The sequence below is a fragment of the Paeniglutamicibacter terrestris genome, from assembly GCF_012271785.1.
Lineage (GTDB): Bacteria > Actinomycetota > Actinomycetes > Actinomycetales > Micrococcaceae > Paeniglutamicibacter > Paeniglutamicibacter terrestris.
In genome coordinates, this window is record NZ_JAAWVT010000001.1 from 739,490 (window position 1) to 754,943 (window position 15,454).

The following is a 15,454-nucleotide window of genomic DNA, read 5'->3' on the forward strand; positions in this document are numbered from 1 at the left end:
ATGCCCAAAAACGTGTCTCCGAGGTGGCAGGCCATGTCGAATCGTGCAGGCCCCGGGACGCTGAACACCGAGTCCTCGACCGGTCAGGCGCTACGGCGGCTCGGCGGGGCACCAAGGCCGCTTCCGGCCGCGATATGGCTCAGGTAGAAAAGGGCGCAGTGCCCGAATCGGCTGGCTCTGATCGTGCGCTATTCACTCTCGTACCCACAGAGAAACTCACGTGGGAAGTTATTGCTCCGGGGAATATCCACTAAATCTATCTGCACCTCTCGACAAATCGGTGCTTGGTAATCCATCATGTATCTAACTAAACTAGTAATCAACCTATCGAGGAATAGATGACGGAGCTCCCCCCGGGCGAGAGATCGGACCCACACACGGCGTCCATGCTGCTGCACTCGGTGCTGCGGCTCAACGATGTCCTGGAGCATGCATTGTGCCTCCATCTTGGAATCAACGAAACAGATTTCCACGCCCTGCAGCACCTGATGCTGGATCACCCGATGACGCCCGGGGACCTCGCCGCGAAGCTGAACATCTCCAGCGCCGCCACCACCGCCCTGATCGACAGGATGAGCAGGCACGGGTTCGTCATCCGTTCGGCCCACCCCACGGACCGGCGCAGCCTACTGCTTCACCCCAGCCCCCTGGCCGTTTCTCGAACCATGACGGCCCTGCGCCCCCTATTTGCCGATGCGGAACACGGCATCCACGGGCTCTCCCCTGAGGGGCAGCGATCGGTGGTGCACTACCTCGAACATATCCTCGCCGCCATGCAGAACCGTATCGACACCTTGACTCCTCCCGCCGCCACCAAGAAACGGAACGAACGATCATGAGCCTGCCCAGCCACAGTCCCGCGCAGACTAGCAGCCCGCCAGCCTCCATGGAATCTGGCGCTCTCCAGCAGCGAGTCAGACGCCGCCTCGTCGCCATCATCCACGAACACCGGGATGCCGCCGGAGCGTATTCGACGGCCACCCAAACACTATGGTCCCGGATCGAATTGGCCCTGGAGGGCGGCAAACTCACCCGACCGCGACTGGTGCTGCTGGGCCACGAGGCCTTTGCGGCTCGGACCGAGCAGGGAACCGCCCCCGAGGATGGCCTGGAACGTGTCATCCAGATGGGTTGCGCCTTCGAACTGCTCCACGGCTCGTTGCTGATGCACGACGACGTCATTGACCGCGACTTCACCCGCCGCGGGCGCCCCACACTCTCGGCCTTGTACCGCGACGATGCGTTGGCCCGTGGCAAGTCCGCGCAGGATGCCGAGCATGCTGGACACTCGGCGGCCATCATCGCCGGCGATCTGCTGCTGGCAGCCGCTATCAAGCTGGCGCGGCGCGCCGCGGATTCACTTCCCGCGGCCGACGCCATTGAAGATTCGTTCCACCAAGGGATCCATCATGCCGGCGCCGGAGAGCTCGAGGACTTGCTCTTCTCACTGGACCCCGTCCCGGCACAGGTGCACGAGGTGCTGCGCATGGAAAAGCTCAAGACCGCCGCTTATTCCTTCCAGGTGCCATTGCATACCGGAGCACTGCTCGCCGGCGCCGATGCCGCCGAGGCCGCGGCTCTGGCCAACATCGGCAGCCAGCTGGGCGTCGCCTACCAACTCATCGATGACATCCTCGGGACCTTCGGAGATCCCGAACAGACCGGCAAATCCATCGAATCGGACCTGCGTGAGGGCAAAAGTACCATCCTCACGGCCATGGCCGCCGCCACTCCCGGCTTCGCGGCCCACCTGCAGCTCTTCCGCGATCCGGACGCGAACGTGCCCGCCATGCGCTCGGCCCTGGAAGCCACCGGCGCCGAGCGTTTCGCCCGGCAATTGGCGCAGGACCTGTGCGCCGGCGCCACGTCGGCCTCGCGCACGCTGAACCTACCGGACCGGGTCAGCTCCGAGCTCGAGGGCTTTGCCGATTTGATCCTGAACCGGGGTGCTTAGATTATGAACGGACATACCCTAGCGCGCACCGCGGGCCCCACCGCCCTGCAGCGCTATTCCGCCACCGCCAGCAGCAGCGCCCGGGTGGTCATCACCCGGTATTCCACATCATTCTCGCTGGCCTGCCGCATGCTGGGCAGCCCGGCCCGCGAGCATATCTCCAACGTCTACGCCCTGGTTCGGCTGGCCGACGAGGTCGTCGACGGAGTCGCCCGCGAGGCGGGCCTGGAAGCTCAAGAGGTGGCAGCCGCTCTGGAGCACCTCGAGGCCGAAACCGAGGCAGCGCTAGCCAGCGGCTACAGCACCAACATGATCGTGCACGCCTTCGCCTGCACCGCGAGGTCCCAAGGCATCACCACGGAGCTGACTCGCCCGTTCTTCGCCTCGATGCGTAGCGACCTTTTGGTCACCAGCCACGACGACGCCACCCTCAAGGGATACATCTACGGATCGGCGGAAGTCGTGGGACTGATGTGCCTAGCGGTGTTCCGCTGTATGCCCGACGCCCCGGCCGGGCACGAGGCGCAAACCGAAACCGCCGCCCGCCGCCTAGGCGCTGCCTTCCAGAAGGTGAACTTCCTGCGCGACCTGGCCACCGACACCTCGGAGCTGGGCCGCAGCTACTTCCCCGGACTGGACCCGAAGGCCTTCTCCGACGAGCACAAAAACGCCTTGGTGCGGGAGATCAGCGCCGACCTCGACGCCGCCGCGCTGGGCATCGCGCATCTGGCTCCACGCGCCGCCCGCGCCGTGGCCATGGCCCACGGACTATTTAGCGAACTCAACCACCGGCTCGAACGCACCCCCGCAGCCGAGCTCATGACCCGGCGGATCTCGGTGCCCAACGGATACAAGGCCATGATCGCGCTGCGTACCGCGCTGGGCCGACGCCCCTCGATCACCACCACCGACCCGGCAACTAAAGGACAACCATGAAAAAGGCATCCCTGCCGGCGCAACGCCAGGTGGTGGTCATCGGCGGAGGATTCTCCGGGTTGGCCACCGCCGGCTTGCTCGCGATCTCCGGACACCGAGTCACCCTGCTGGAAAAGCAGGACGATCTCGGAGGTCGCGCCGGACGGCTACAGCGCGACGGATTCAGCTTCGATACCGGTCCTTCCTGGTATCTCATGCCCGAGGTCATTGAGCATTGGTTTACCCTCATGGGGACCTCTACCGAGCGCGCCCTGGATCTGGTGGATCTGCCCATCGGCTACCGCACCTGGTTCCAGAACGAGTTCACCCCGCTGGATATGCCGTCCGGTGCAGGGGCCCGGGATGCCTTTGAATCCCTGCAGCCAGGTGCCGGCGAAGCACTGGATGACTACCTGAAAAAGGCCGCCGAAAGCCACGATCTAGCCCTCGAGCATTTCCTCTACGCCGATCTTTCCTCCCCCGCCTCCGTGCTCGATCCACGGCTAGTGCCGCTTCTGCCCAAGCTCGCACCGCTGTTGGCCGGATCCCTAGCGAACTTCGTGGCCAAGCGCTTCAGCGATCCGCGCCTACGCCAGATCCTGGGCTATCCCGCGGTCTTCCTGGGCTCGAGCCCCAAGCGCACCCCGGCGCTCTACCACCTGATGAGCCACCTGGATCTTACCCAGGGCGTGAAGTACCCGATGGGCGGCTTCACCACGCTGGTTGATGCCATGGCCGCACTCTGCAGGGATGCTGGGGTAGAGATCATCACCGGGGCCAAGGTCACCGGAATCGATGTTTCGGGCACCGGTGCGAAGGCCAAGATCCGGGGTGTGCGCTGGGTGCAAGACGGCGCGCAGCGGCACCTCGAGGCGCAGACGGTCATTGGAGCCGCAGATTTGCACCATCTGGAGACCGAGCTGCTCCCGGCAGAACATCGTTCCTCCTCAGCGGCCAGTTGGAAGCGGCGCGATCCGGGGCCCAGCGCCGTATTACTCTGCCTAGGCATCCGGGGTAAGCTCCCGAAACTCAACCACCACAATCTGCTCTTTACCGCCGATTGGGATGACAACTTCGGGCGCATTCACCGCGGGGAAGACCTCGCGGAGGAAACCAGTTTGTATGTCTGCATGCCCAGCGCCACGGATCCCTCCGTGGCACCGGCGGACCACGAGAACCTTTTTATCCTCATTCCGGCACCGGCGCTTCCCGCGTGGGGCACCGGTGGGCCGGACGGCACCGGATCGGCACAGGTGGAGGCGGTTGCCGATGCCGCGCTGGAGCAATTGGCCGCCTGGGTCGGGATCGATGACCTGCGCGAGCGTGTAGTGGTGCGCCAGAGCTTTGGCCCCGGCGACTTTGTGCAGAACGTTAATGCCTGGCAGGGCGGGGCCCTGGGGCTGGCCCATACGCTGGGCCAGTCTGCCTTCTTCCGTCCCTCGAACCACAGCACCAAGGTCCGCGGCCTGCACTATGCCGGCAGCTCGGTACGCCCCGGCATCGGCATTCCTATGTGCCTAATCAGCGCGGAAATCATCGCCAAGAAGATCAACGGGATCGCGGACAAGGGACCCATCGACCCCCAGCATCCGGCATGGTCGCTCACGCCCACCACGGCGGCCCCGGAGGCACGCCCGTGACCTACCTGCTGATCCTGTTGTTCCTGATCGCCTGCATGGCCGCCATCGATGCCAAATACCGACTCTTCGTTTTCGCCAATCCCCTGCCCGCAGCACTGGCGCTGCTCGGCGGCACCGCGATGTTCCTGCTGTGGGACGTGATCGCCATCGATTTCGGGATCTTTCTGCACCGCGAGTCGGGCCTGATGACCGGGCTCATGCTCGGTCATCAGCTGCCACTGGAGGAGGCCTTCTTCCTCTTCTTCCTCTGCTACAACGCAATGATCGTGTTCACCGGCGCCATGACCCTGAAGATACGCCGCGACGCGCGGCGCCACCGTTCAGCACCCGTAACGAATCTGGAGGAACGCTCATGAGTTTCGCCCACTTATCCAGCTACTTCATGCTTGGCTCCTTGCTCCTCTTCGCCGTGGCACTACGCGTGCGCCGCCGCAGACTGAGCGAGGTGGCCCCCGCGATCGGGCTCACGATGCTGGTACTGCTGGTGCTGACCGCGGTATTCGACAACGTCATGATCGGCTCGGGACTCTTCGACTACAACAACCAAACCCTGCTCGGCATCCGCGTGGGACTGGCCCCACTGGAGGACTTCAGCTACCCCATCTGTGCGGCGCTTTTTGTCCCGGCCCTGTGGCTACTGGCCGGGGGCGCTTTCTCCGGGAACACACCCGAGCCGGTTCTGCCGCCCCAACCCGGCCGCGGAAAGGACGCCTAGAAATGCTGCGCGAACTCTTGTTGACGTCCCGACCCATCTCCTGGGTCAACACCGCCTACCCCTTTGCCGCCGCCTATCTACTAGCGTCGGGGCGGATCGACTGGATCTGGCTTGTGGGAACCCTATTCTTCCTCATCCCGTATAACCTGGCCATGTACGGGATCAACGACGTCTTTGACTACGAATCGGACCTGTTGAACCCGCGCAAGGGCGGGGCGGAGGGCGCGGTGGTGGATCGAAGCAGACACCGGGGAATCCTGCTGGCCTGCGCGGTGCTCTGCGTCCCGTTCCTGGTGGTGCTGGGGGTGGCAGGTTCCTGGCAAGCGAACCTGGTGCTCTTGGCCTCCATGGCGGCGGTCTTCGCCTACAGTGCCCCGAAGTTGCGTTTTAAGGAGCGCCCCTTCCTAGACTCGCTGACCTCCAGCACACACTTTGTCTCCCCCGCGCTCTACGGCCTGGTGTTGGCCGGGGCGCACCTGGATTTCGCCGCGGTCGCGATCCTGCTGGCCTTCTTCCTCTGGGGCATGGCCTCGCATGCCTTCGGTGCGGTGCAAGACATCGTGCCCGACCGCGCCGCATCCCTGGGCTCCATCGGCACGGTGCTCGGTGCCAAATGGACCGTCCGCTTCGCAGCCGCCGCCTATCTCTGTGCCGGTCTACTGCTGTTGAGTACCGATTGGCCCGGCCCGCTGGCCGCGGCCCTGGCGCTGCCCTACATTGCCAATGTGCTGCCCTACGCGCGGTTGACCAACGAGAATTCCGCCGAAGCCAACACCGGATGGCGGCGCTTCCTCTGGTTGAACTACCTCACGGGGTTCCTGGTGACCATGCTGCTAATCTTCTACGTTCTGGGCCGCTAAATCCGCTCGTGCCCCTAACCCTAGAAATCCACAGGACCCGGAATTTGCCCCATGATTACCCGCCACTCGGCGTACACCGGTGATTTGCACAGCTTTCGGGCGTAGCGTGAGAACCATGGACGCGACGCTACTTCACACAGACGTTTTGGTTATCGGCGCAGGTCCCACGGGACTCATGGCAGGGGCCTGGTTACAAAAATTCGGGATCCCCGCCCTGGTGATTGACCCGAAGTCCGGCCCCACCCGCGAATCGCGCGCGCTGGCGCTACAGGCCCGCAGCATGGAGATCTACCGGCAGCTGGGGCTGGCAGAGAAGGTCAAGGAGCGTGCCGTGCCCGCCGGTGAGCTGCGCCCCGGCATTGGAGCGCGCAGTTTCAAGAGCATCAAGCTCAACCGACTCGGCTACTCTCAGACGGCCTATGCCGGGCTGACCATGCTGGAACAAAGCGCCAATGAAGAATTACTCTCCGAACAGTTGGCTGCCGGCGGCCACGAAGTCCTCTGGGGACACGGCTTTGATTCACTCCAGGACACCGGGGAACATCTGCTCATCAAGTGCACCGGGCCCAACGGCCCGGTGGATATCACCGCGAGCTACGTGATCGCCGCGGATGGGGCGGCCTCCCCCGTCCGTGAATCTCTGGACATCAATTTCGAAGGCAACACCAACGACGAGGTCTTTTACGTCCTTGACGCCCAAGGGGTCACCGGCACCGGATCGGGCATCAATCTGCGCTTCTCCGAAGAGAACTTCATGCTCGGTTTCCCCATGGGCCCGGGTGCCGATGGGGCACAACGCCGCCGTCTGCTCGGTATCCTGCACGATCCTGCCACCGCGTCCCAGAGGCCCGACATCGATGAGGACCGCGCCCGAAATAACCTGCGCGAAGAATTTGGCATTCGCTATTCCTCGGCCGCGTGGTTTACTACCTACCGGGTGCACCACCGGGTGGCCGAGCACTTCGCCAAGGGTCGAGTCTTCCTGACCGGGGACGCCGCCCACATTCATTCACCCATCGGCGCGCAGGGCATGAATACCGGATTGCAGGACGCCCACAATCTGGTGTGCAAGCTCGCCGACGTCCTGACCGGGCGCATGCCGGAGTCCTATCTGGCGCGCTATGAGGCCGAACGACGCCCGGTGGCCCTACGCCTGGTGGCCACCACCGACAAGCTCTTCGCCGCGGCAACAGCCAACACCACCCTGGCCCGCTTGGTACGCACCCGGCTGTTGCCCATGATCTGGCCGATTGCCATCCGCCTGATGGGGCGGATCCCCGCGGGACGCCGGGCCTTCGGCTACCTCTCGCAGATCCGTATCCACTATTGGATGGACGACGGCGCAGCGGACCGCGCCACCTTGGCCACCGGCTTCGCCAGAACCCGACGACGCGGCGCGGTGCTGGGCCGCCGACTTCCCTGGGTGCCCAATCGCAGCGGGGAGTATCCGGATAACTTCGAGGTGCTCAACGACGCGAGCTGGCAGGTCCACGTCTACGGGCCGCTGGGCAGAAAGCGCGGTCAGACGTTGGCCGATGAATACTCGGTGCCGTTGCACGAGTTTGCGCCGGCCCCCAAGCGTTCGCTACCCGATGGTTCGGTGCTACTGGTGCGCCCGGATATGTTTGTGGCCCACTTCGAAGTGGCCAGCGCCTAGAGCGCCGAGCTTCTGGCCGCCAGCACGTCAAAGAGTTCCTTCTCCTTCACGGCGAGCGCCGCGGCGGTGGTGCGGATGAACACCACCAACCAGCCGAAGACGATGCCCACCACCGCCAGTTCAAAGGCCGTGAGGTTGTAGTAGGCCAGCGGCTGCCAGAGCAGGGCTGCGCCCACCAGCCCCAGGAAACAGGCAAAGGACAGCAGGTGGAAGATGGCGGGGAATCCCGGGAGCCAGAGTGCCGCACCCACCAGGAGCACCACAATGAATCCCGCCGCGATGCGCACCACCCCCGAATGCACCGTGGGCGAGAGACTCACCGGGATCAAGCCAATAAAGATGACACAGAGCCCGAGGCCCAACAGGCAGATACGCACCACCAGCGGTCTGGGCCGGATGATGGTGGCTCGTGGTTTTCCGATCACATCGGCATACTCGTCACGGATACTGGCCAAGAGGCCCACATCCCGGACGATAAATGCGGTGAGCATCGAGAGCACCAGCCCGGAGATCACCAGGGTGAAGTTAAAGGTCCAAAAGGAAGTGGGCCCGGCGGCCCGGGTGCCCAGTGCGGAGAACATCGACTGCCACCAATAGGGGTTCTCCGCCGCCTGCATGGAGATGAACACTCCGGTGGCCATGAATACCGCCAGCAGGGTAGACAGAGATTGGGCGCTCATCCGTGCGGCGGAGACCAGTGCTATGTACCCGCTGATACCCGCACAGACACCGACCATCAACGCCGCCGCATAACTATCAACGGTGAGACCTAAAAACGCGTTCTGGATGATCCGGAAGCTCACCAGCGCTGCCATGGAGGACATCGCACCATGCAGGATCACCAGGGCCACCGCATTGGTGATCTGCCGGTAGATCGGCAGTTCCGATAGCCACTGCTGGCTCTTGGCCAAAAACTGCACATAACCCAGCACACTGCCACCGGTGGCGGCGATCGCGGCCAGTACCGCGGCGGTCACGGCCACCGAACGTGTCCCGGAGAGATCCGGTCGATATCCGGCGAAGGCGATCAGCCCCACCAAGCCGCCGAGTACCGTGGCGCCAAGTCCCACCCACAGGGCCCAGCTTTCGGTGCGAAGCTGCACCTCGGGAGGCGCTAGGGGGTATCGCGGTACGGGTTGATTTTCCACGCCTTTGATTCTGCCATCCTTATCTCCCCGCGCTCGCCGGCTAGACCGGGTTGGATCCCGCCAACCCCAGGCGTCGGGCGAGGTAGGGTGCGGTCTTGGATGTCGGGTTCAGCGCCAATTCCCGAGGTGTCCCGGTGGCGATGATCTTTCCGCCCTGATCTCCCCCGGCGGGGCCCAGATCGATGACCCAGTCGGCGGCAGCCACCACATCCATATGGTGCTCAACGACCACCACGGTGTTGGACTCCTGGACCAAGCGGTGCAGTTGTTGCAGAAGTAGGGCCACATCCGCCGGGTGCAGGCCGGTGGTGGGCTCATCGAGCAGGTAGAGCGTGTGCCCGCGCCGGGCGCGCTGCAGCTCGGTGGCCAACTTAATGCGCTGGGCCTCACCTCCGGAAAGCTCGGGTGCCGGTTGGCCCAGGGAGAGATAACCCAGGCCCACATCGCGCAGCGTCTGCAGCGAACGCGCCGCAGCAGGGATCTCGGCCAAGAATTCTGCAGCGTCATCAACGCTCAGCTCCAGCACCTCGGCGATGTTCTTGCCCGCATAGCTGACCTCGAGGGTCTCGGGGTTATAGCGCGAGCCGTGACACTGCGGGCAGGGACCATAACTTCCGGGCAGGAAGAGGAGTTCCACTTCCAGGTACCCCTCGCCCAGGCACGTCTCGCAGCGCCCGCCGGCGACGTTAAAGGAGAACCGACCGGCGCCATAACCGCGCTCGAGGGCCAGCGGCGTCTGGGCGAATGCCTTGCGCACGGCGTCAAAGAGGCCGGTATAGGTGGCAAGATTCGAGCGCGGGGTGCGCCCGATGGGCTTTTGGTCCATGGCCACGATCCGATCGATCCGCTGCGCCCCACGGACCTCACCAAGTGTTGCCCGCGCCATTTCGGTGTCCGGATCCGTGCCATCGGCTTCGGTGGGCTCACTGCTGGTGACTGACCCGCCGGCGCGCAACTGGTCCCTGAGGCCCACTGCCAGTGCCTGGCTGACCAGGGAGGACTTGCCGGATCCGGAGACGCCGGTGACGGCGGTGAGCACCCCCAGTGGGAACCGCGCATCCAGGCCCACCAGGTTGTGCAGCCTGATGCCGTCCAGCTCGAGCCATTTCTCGGCCACGCGGGGTGTTCGCGGTTCGTTGGCTGAGTCGCGGGGCTCCAGGAACTGCCGGGTCACCGACTCGTTGACGTCCGCGAGCCCAGCCACCGGTCCGCTGTAGAGCACCTTGCCGCCTCCCGCGCCGGCCCCGGGACCCACATCAATGATCCAGTCTGCGCGGGCGACCACGTCCATATTGTGTTCCACCACAAAGACCGAGTTGCCACCTGCTTTCAGTGCCTCAAGCACCTCAAGCAGTGGTTGGGCGTCGGCGGGGTGCAGGCCGGCGGAGGGTTCGTCGAGCACGTAGATCACCCCAAAGAGACCCGAACGGAGCTGGGTGGCGATGCGCAGGCGCTGCATTTCGCCCGGCGACAGCGTGGGAGTACCCCGGTCAAGGCTCAGGTAACCCAGGCCGAGGCCGGTGAGCACCGTGATGCGCTCCAATAAATCTGTGGCGATCGAGGCTGCCACCTCACCGCTCATACCCCCGGATTCCTTGTTCCGGGCCTCGGCCAGCGGGCGCAGCAGCACGGCCAGGCCGTCGAGGGCGGTCGCGTTGAACTCGGCAATGTTGAGCCCCGCACAGGTGACGGCCAGCGCGTCGGGGCGAAAACCTGTCCCAGCACATTCTGGGCAGGGCCCGGTGTGCATGAACTGCAGTGCCTTGGCCCTCATCGATGCGGACTTGGACTCGGCCACGGTGTGCAGGACGTAGCGCCGGGCGCTCCAGAATCGACCCTTGTAGGGTTTTGCCACCCTGTCACGTTCGGGCGTCACCTCAACCACCGGCTGTTCCTCGGTGAACAGCAGCCAATCGCGTTCTTTCTTGGGCAACTGGCGGAAAGGCACATCCACGTCGTAGCCCAGATGCGAGGTGATGTCGCGCAGGTTTTTGCCCTGCCAGGCTCCCGGCCACGCGGCGATCGCCCCCTCACGGATGCTCAAGTTCGCATCCGGGACCAGAGAATCCTCGGTGACGGCATGGGAAATGCCCAGACCGTGGCATATCGGGCAGGCACCGACGGCGGTGTTTGGTGAGAACGAATCCGATTCCAACCGCGGCGCACCCTGGGGGTAATCGCCAGCGCGGGAAAAGAGCATTCGCACCGAGTTCGACAGCGTGGTCAGCGTGCCCACGGTGGAGCGGGAGCTGGCGGTGCCACGGCGCTGCTGAAGAGCAACCGCCGGCGGCAGGCCGGAGATGAACTCGACCTTCGGCGTATGACCCTGGGCGATCAGCCGGCGGGCATAGGGTGCCACGGATTCCAGGAATCTGCGCTGCGCCTCGGCAAAAATGGTGCCGAAGGCCAGCGAGGATTTCCCCGAACCGGAGACCCCGGTGAACGCCACGATGGCATCACGGGGGATGCGCACCTCCACGTCCCGCAAGTTGTTCTCATTCGCGCCTCGCACATGAACAAATCCGTCATGAGTGCTGGGAATCGGTGTGTATTCGGTGTCCTGCGTATAGCTGTTCACCTTATCCACCCTAGGCCCGGCGCTCGCATCAATTCCACCCGAGTGACCGATTCGGCATCGCCGTACGGCCTGTTGCCGCCACCTGCACGGCTGCATCCCCTTATGTTTTTAACAAACCATTCCCGGCACGAGGAGCAGTCATGGCCAAGCACAACAGCACCACTCAGAAAACCGAGGACAACGACGAGGAGCTGCACCGTAAATGGAACGAGTTGCTCCAAGAAATGCGCGTGATGCAAACCGGTGCGCAGATCCTTGCGGCTTTTCTGGTGGTCCTGCCCTTCCAGTCCCGCTTCGACACCCTAGAGGTTCCCGATGAACGGTTCTATCTGGCTTTGCTGGTCGCCTCGGCGCTGGTGATTCTGCTGCTTATCACACCGGTGGCGGTGCACCGGCACTTCTTCGGGCAGCAGCTCAAGGCCACCACCGTCCACCTGGGCCACAACATTTCTCGGGTGGTTGTTGTGGGCGTGGGGGTGCTGGTGGCAGGGTGCGTCTGGTTTGTCCTCCAGGTGCTGCACGGCTGGCTAACGGGCCTGATCGTCGGCGGCATCCTCATGGCCGCTGCCCTCTTCCTGCTGCTGATCCTGCCGCGGATCGTCACCCCTCGTTCAACGCTTCCGGATCAATAAACTGCGCTCCGTAAACTTGAGCGGCATCACCGGCGCAATGTTTTCTCTTCGCGAAATCCCCGGGCGTTTCGCCTTCGGTGCGTGATACGTTTCTGGCACAGCTTCATTACAGGAGTATCCACGCACGACTCCAGCAGTCGAAGATCGAGGAGGCCGAAATGGCAGCAAAAACACCAAACACAGCAGGATTCACGGTTCCGGGACTGAGCCTGAGCAACGGCCACGAGGTTGCGAGCGCTCTGCAGATGCGGATCCACGCATTCAACGACCTACAACTCACGCTCAAGCACGCACACTGGAATGTGGTGGGACGCGACTTCATTGGCGTCCACGAAATGCTTGACCCGCAAATCGATCTGGTCCGCGCCATGATCGACGCACTGGCCGAACGCATGGCAACCATGGGTGTGGCACCTAATGGTTTGCCCGGTGCCCTGGTTGCGGCACGAGCGTGGGACGACTACGAGATCGGCCGGGCCAGCACCACCGAACACCTCGCCGCGCTCGATCTGGTCTACACCGGGATCATCACCGCGATGCGCAAAACCATCGAGGAGGTCGGAAAGCTGGACCCGATCACCGAGGACATCCTCATTGGCCAGACCGGTGAGCTGGAGCAATTCCAGTGGTTCATGCGCTCGCATCTGGAAAACAACGAGGGCGAATTGGCCAACAAGGACACCCGCACCGAAAAAGCTGCGGCCAAAAAGGCCAAGTAATACCGGCCATATCGGCTGCCAAGGGGCACGGAAGAGCACACTCTTCCGTGCCCCTTCTTTATGCTCTTGACCGCCCCGCGCCGCGGTGGCAGTCTCAACACCGGAAGGACCCACGGCTCAACGGCACGCACCCGGACCCCGGCAGGAGAACACAGGTATGGAACCGATCCCCGCGACCACCATGGCCGCTGCCCTGCGCATAGTTCCTGCCAATCAGGCCAGCAGCGAGGAGCTGGGGCTGATCTTCGGCACCCGGGGCGAGCCCGGGCACTGCCAATGCCAGTGGTTCCAAAATCCCGGAAAGAGCTTTGCAGCCCTCACCGATGAGGAGCGGACCGAGCGCTTGCGCGTTGCGACCGCGTGCGGAAATCCGCGGGCCGCGGCCACCAGCGGGCTGGTCGGATATCTGGAGGATGAGCCGGTTGGCTGGTGCGCGATTGAGCCCCGCACCGCCTACCCTCGTTTGCGCACCTCACGTATCCCGTGGAGCGGGCGCGAGGAAGATCCGGACGATGAGGGCGTGTGGGCCTTGGTCTGTTTTGTCACGCGTACCGGCTACAGGCGCAGGGGTATCAGCCGGGCCATGGTCCCCGCTGCGGTGGACTTTGCCCGAGAGCGCGGAGCCAGCGCACTGGAGGGCTACCCGATACTTTTGCCCGAGGGTAAGGCAGCGATGTGGGGAGAGATGTACGTGGGCAGCCTCTCCATCTTTGCCGACGCGGGATTTAGCGAGGTCAGCCATCCGACACCCCGTCGGCTGGTCATGCGGATCAACTTTTAGGCACAGACCTAAGAACACTCCACGCTCGGTGCGCGCAGTGCTGCCAGTTCCCGGGCCGTTGGCACGTTGCAGCGTCATAAAGAGGTAGTGCGGGTACCGGTATAAGCAGAGCCTTCCGCTGCGCGCCACTGGCGTGTTCCTATGGAAATGACCACGTGATGGTTGGGGGCCGATGAAGTTCTCCGAATTTGATTCGGGGCTTCACTCCCCCTCCACATGAAAGGCCTCCCCATGTTCGGATTAGAGATCGTTGTGATTCTGGGTGTCACCATTTTTGTTGGCACAGGTCTTGCCCATTCTCTGCGGGTGGCCCCGCCGGTGATATTGCTGATTGGCGGGGTATTGCTGGGATTTGTGCCGGTGTTGCGTGAGGTGTCGCTGCCCCCGGAGGTGGTGCTTTTCCTCTTCCTGCCTGCCCTGTTGTTTTGGGAATCCCTGACCACCTCACTGCGTGAGATTCGTGCGAACTTTCGTGGCATCGTGATGACCAGCACGCTACTGGTGGTGGCCACCGCCGGCGTGGTGGCGGTGATCGCCCATTTCCTTGGGATGCCATGGGGTCCGGCCTGGGTCCTGGGTGCGGCACTAGCTCCCACCGATGCGACGGCCGTCGGTGCATTGACCCGCAGCCTGCCGCGGCGCAACGTGACCCTGTTGCGCGCCGAGTCCTTGATTAACGACGGCACTGCCCTGGTGATCTATGGCATCGCTGTCACCTTCACCCTCGGTCAAGAAGCGATCACCACGGCACACATCTCCTGGCTGGTGCTGCTGGCCTACGGCGGCGGAATCCTCGTCGGTTCCGCGCTGGCGTGGTTGGTCCTCAAGACGCGCGCCAGGTTGGATCATCCGGTGCAGGAAACCGTGCTGAGCATCCTGACCCCGTTCCTGGCCTACCTCCTGGCGGAAATGATCGAGGCCTCGGGAGTACTGGCGGTGGTGACCGCCGGACTAATCATGAGTCAGGCGGCACCGCGTCGAGCCCGCGCCGGAACACGACGACAGTCAGACGGTTTCTGGTCACTGGCCACCTACCTGCTGAACGCCTCGCTATTTGTGTTGGTGGGCCTAGAACTGCAGGCCGCCATACGAGCTCTGGAAGCTCCGTTGATTATTCGTGGATTGCTGCTGATCGCGTTGGTTTCCGTCGCATTGATCGTGGTGCGCATCGTCTTCCTCTTTACCAGCACGCAATTGATCCGCCTGCTCGATCGACGCCCGGCTCAACGCCTGCGGCGGATGAGCTACCGGGCCCGAATCGTCAGCGGACTCTGTGGATTCCGCGGCGCCGTATCCCTGGCCGCGGCACTCGGTGTTCCGCTACTGCTCTCCTCCGGGGAGCCCTTCCCCGAGCGCGACATGTTGGTCTTCGTCACGGCCGGCGTCATCGTGGTGACCATCGTGGTGCAGGGCATCCTGCTGCCGCTGGTACTGCGCTGGGCGGCCCTGGCCCGGGACACCGCGATCGAGCAGGAGAAGCTGCTGGCCCAGCGAACCGCGGCCGAAGAAGTGCTGATGGACATTGATCGCCTTGCCGCGCAGCTGAACACCGAAGCGCCAGTCACCGAACGGCTTCGCCAGGAATACGCAACCCACCTGCGAGTTCTAGACGCGGGAGCAGGTCTTGTCGAGGCCGAGGAAGAGTTGCGCCACCACCAGCAATACACGGCACTGCGTTTGGCCGTCCTCGAGAACAAGCGGGCCACCATGGTGCGACTGCGCAACGAGGAACACATCGACGACACGGTGCTGCGCCAACTCCAAAGCACCATGGATGCCGAGGAACTCCGATTGGCACCGGAAGACCTCACGGAGTAAAACCACCGTGGCCACGGATCATTCCGTGGCCCGTACG

General features: G+C 63.7%; 14 protein-coding genes. 12 read left to right on the plus strand and 2 right to left on the minus strand.

The features are described 5' to 3' along the window. The first annotated feature begins 338 nt into the window (after positions 1–338). The 8 genes from HED64_RS03365 (at position 339) to HED64_RS03400 (ending at position 7,741) form a co-directional block, all read left to right on the plus strand. Entirely contained in the window at positions 339–839 is a 501-nt protein-coding gene (locus HED64_RS03365; RefSeq protein WP_168150658.1) for a MarR family winged helix-turn-helix transcriptional regulator, read from the plus strand. Further along, on the plus strand, positions 836–1,954 hold the full coding sequence (locus HED64_RS03370) for a polyprenyl synthetase family protein (protein ID WP_168150659.1): 1,119 nt from the start codon (positions 836–838) through the stop codon (positions 1,952–1,954). Before HED64_RS03365 ends, HED64_RS03370 begins: the two co-directional genes overlap by 4 nt. Positions 1,955–1,957: 3 nt before the next feature. Continuing rightward, complete coding sequence (locus HED64_RS03375) at positions 1,958–2,890, plus strand: phytoene/squalene synthase family protein (protein ID WP_168150660.1); 933 nt, start codon at positions 1,958–1,960, stop codon at positions 2,888–2,890. Further along, positions 2,887–4,509 carry a phytoene desaturase family protein gene (crtI, locus tag HED64_RS03380; protein ID WP_168150661.1) on the plus strand — a complete coding sequence of 541 codons (1,623 nt, stop codon included), beginning with the start codon at positions 2,887–2,889 and terminating at the stop codon, positions 4,507–4,509. Before HED64_RS03375 ends, crtI begins: the two co-directional genes overlap by 4 nt. Beyond that, entirely contained in the window at positions 4,506–4,865 is a 360-nt protein-coding gene (locus tag HED64_RS03385) for a lycopene cyclase domain-containing protein (protein ID WP_168150662.1), read from the plus strand. Before crtI ends, HED64_RS03385 begins: the two co-directional genes overlap by 4 nt. Further along, the gene (locus HED64_RS03390) at positions 4,862–5,224 is read left to right on the plus strand and encodes a lycopene cyclase domain-containing protein (RefSeq protein WP_168150663.1); all 363 of its coding nucleotides are present in this window, start codon (positions 4,862–4,864) and stop codon (positions 5,222–5,224) included. The genes HED64_RS03385 and HED64_RS03390 overlap by 4 nt, the downstream gene beginning before the upstream one ends. 2 nt (positions 5,225–5,226) lie before the next feature. After that, positions 5,227–6,084 carry a prenyltransferase gene (locus tag HED64_RS03395; protein ID WP_168150664.1) on the plus strand — a complete coding sequence of 286 codons (858 nt, stop codon included), beginning with the start codon at positions 5,227–5,229 and terminating at the stop codon, positions 6,082–6,084. Between the two features lie 115 nt (positions 6,085–6,199). Next, positions 6,200–7,741 (plus strand): FAD-dependent monooxygenase, encoded by a 1,542-nt coding sequence (locus HED64_RS03400; protein WP_210149172.1) that lies wholly within the window; start codon positions 6,200–6,202, stop codon positions 7,739–7,741. On the opposite strand, the gene HED64_RS03405 is transcribed toward HED64_RS03400, so the two are convergent. Beyond that, complete coding sequence (locus tag HED64_RS03405) at positions 7,738–8,889, minus strand: hypothetical protein (protein ID WP_168150666.1); 1,152 nt, start codon at positions 8,887–8,889, stop codon at positions 7,738–7,740. The two genes, HED64_RS03400 and HED64_RS03405, sit on opposite strands and share 4 nt — an antisense overlap. Positions 8,890–8,929: 40 nt before the next feature. Further along, positions 8,930–11,563: an excinuclease ABC subunit UvrA gene (locus tag HED64_RS03410; protein ID WP_168150667.1), complete on the minus strand. Its 2,634-nt coding sequence runs from the start codon at positions 11,561–11,563 to the stop codon at positions 8,930–8,932. 44 nt (positions 11,564–11,607) lie between these two features. Between HED64_RS03410 and HED64_RS03415 the strand changes: the two genes are divergently transcribed. The 4 genes from HED64_RS03415 to HED64_RS03430 all read left to right on the plus strand — a co-directional run bounded on the left by HED64_RS03415 (position 11,608) and on the right by HED64_RS03430 (position 15,417). Beyond that, entirely contained in the window at positions 11,608–12,099 is a 492-nt protein-coding gene (locus HED64_RS03415; RefSeq protein ID WP_168150668.1) for a DUF6328 family protein, read from the plus strand. 158 nt (positions 12,100–12,257) lie between these two features. After that, the gene (locus HED64_RS03420; protein WP_168150669.1) at positions 12,258–12,818 is read left to right on the plus strand and encodes a Dps family protein; all 561 of its coding nucleotides are present in this window, start codon (positions 12,258–12,260) and stop codon (positions 12,816–12,818) included. A gap of 157 nt (positions 12,819–12,975) precedes the next feature. After that, entirely contained in the window at positions 12,976–13,599 is a 624-nt protein-coding gene (locus tag HED64_RS03425) for a GNAT family N-acetyltransferase (protein WP_245325614.1), read from the plus strand. Between the two features lie 231 nt (positions 13,600–13,830). Then, entirely contained in the window at positions 13,831–15,417 is a 1,587-nt protein-coding gene (locus HED64_RS03430; protein WP_168150670.1) for a Na+/H+ antiporter, read from the plus strand. The last annotated feature ends 37 nt before the right edge of the window (positions 15,418–15,454 follow it).

Coding starts and splice junctions, on each gene's coding strand:
- HED64_RS03430 (WP_168150670.1), top strand. CDS start 13,831: ATGTTCGGATTAGAGATCGTTGTGATTCTGGGTGTCACCATTTTTGTT.
- HED64_RS03410 (WP_168150667.1), bottom strand. CDS start 11,563: ATGCAGCCGTGCAGGTGGCGGCAACAGGCCGTACGGCGATGCCGAATC.
- HED64_RS03400 (WP_210149172.1), top strand. CDS start 6,200: ATGGACGCGACGCTACTTCACACAGACGTTTTGGTTATCGGCGCAGGT.
- HED64_RS03420 (WP_168150669.1), top strand. CDS start 12,258: ATGGCAGCAAAAACACCAAACACAGCAGGATTCACGGTTCCGGGACTG.
- HED64_RS03390 (WP_168150663.1), top strand. CDS start 4,862: ATGAGTTTCGCCCACTTATCCAGCTACTTCATGCTTGGCTCCTTGCTC.
- HED64_RS03370 (WP_168150659.1), top strand. CDS start 836: ATGAGCCTGCCCAGCCACAGTCCCGCGCAGACTAGCAGCCCGCCAGCC.
- HED64_RS03395 (WP_168150664.1), top strand. CDS start 5,227: ATGCTGCGCGAACTCTTGTTGACGTCCCGACCCATCTCCTGGGTCAAC.
- HED64_RS03425 (WP_245325614.1), top strand. CDS start 12,976: ATGGAACCGATCCCCGCGACCACCATGGCCGCTGCCCTGCGCATAGTT.
- crtI (WP_168150661.1), top strand. CDS start 2,887: ATGAAAAAGGCATCCCTGCCGGCGCAACGCCAGGTGGTGGTCATCGGC.
- HED64_RS03365 (WP_168150658.1), top strand. CDS start 339: ATGACGGAGCTCCCCCCGGGCGAGAGATCGGACCCACACACGGCGTCC.
- HED64_RS03375 (WP_168150660.1), top strand. CDS start 1,958: ATGAACGGACATACCCTAGCGCGCACCGCGGGCCCCACCGCCCTGCAG.
- HED64_RS03415 (WP_168150668.1), top strand. CDS start 11,608: ATGGCCAAGCACAACAGCACCACTCAGAAAACCGAGGACAACGACGAG.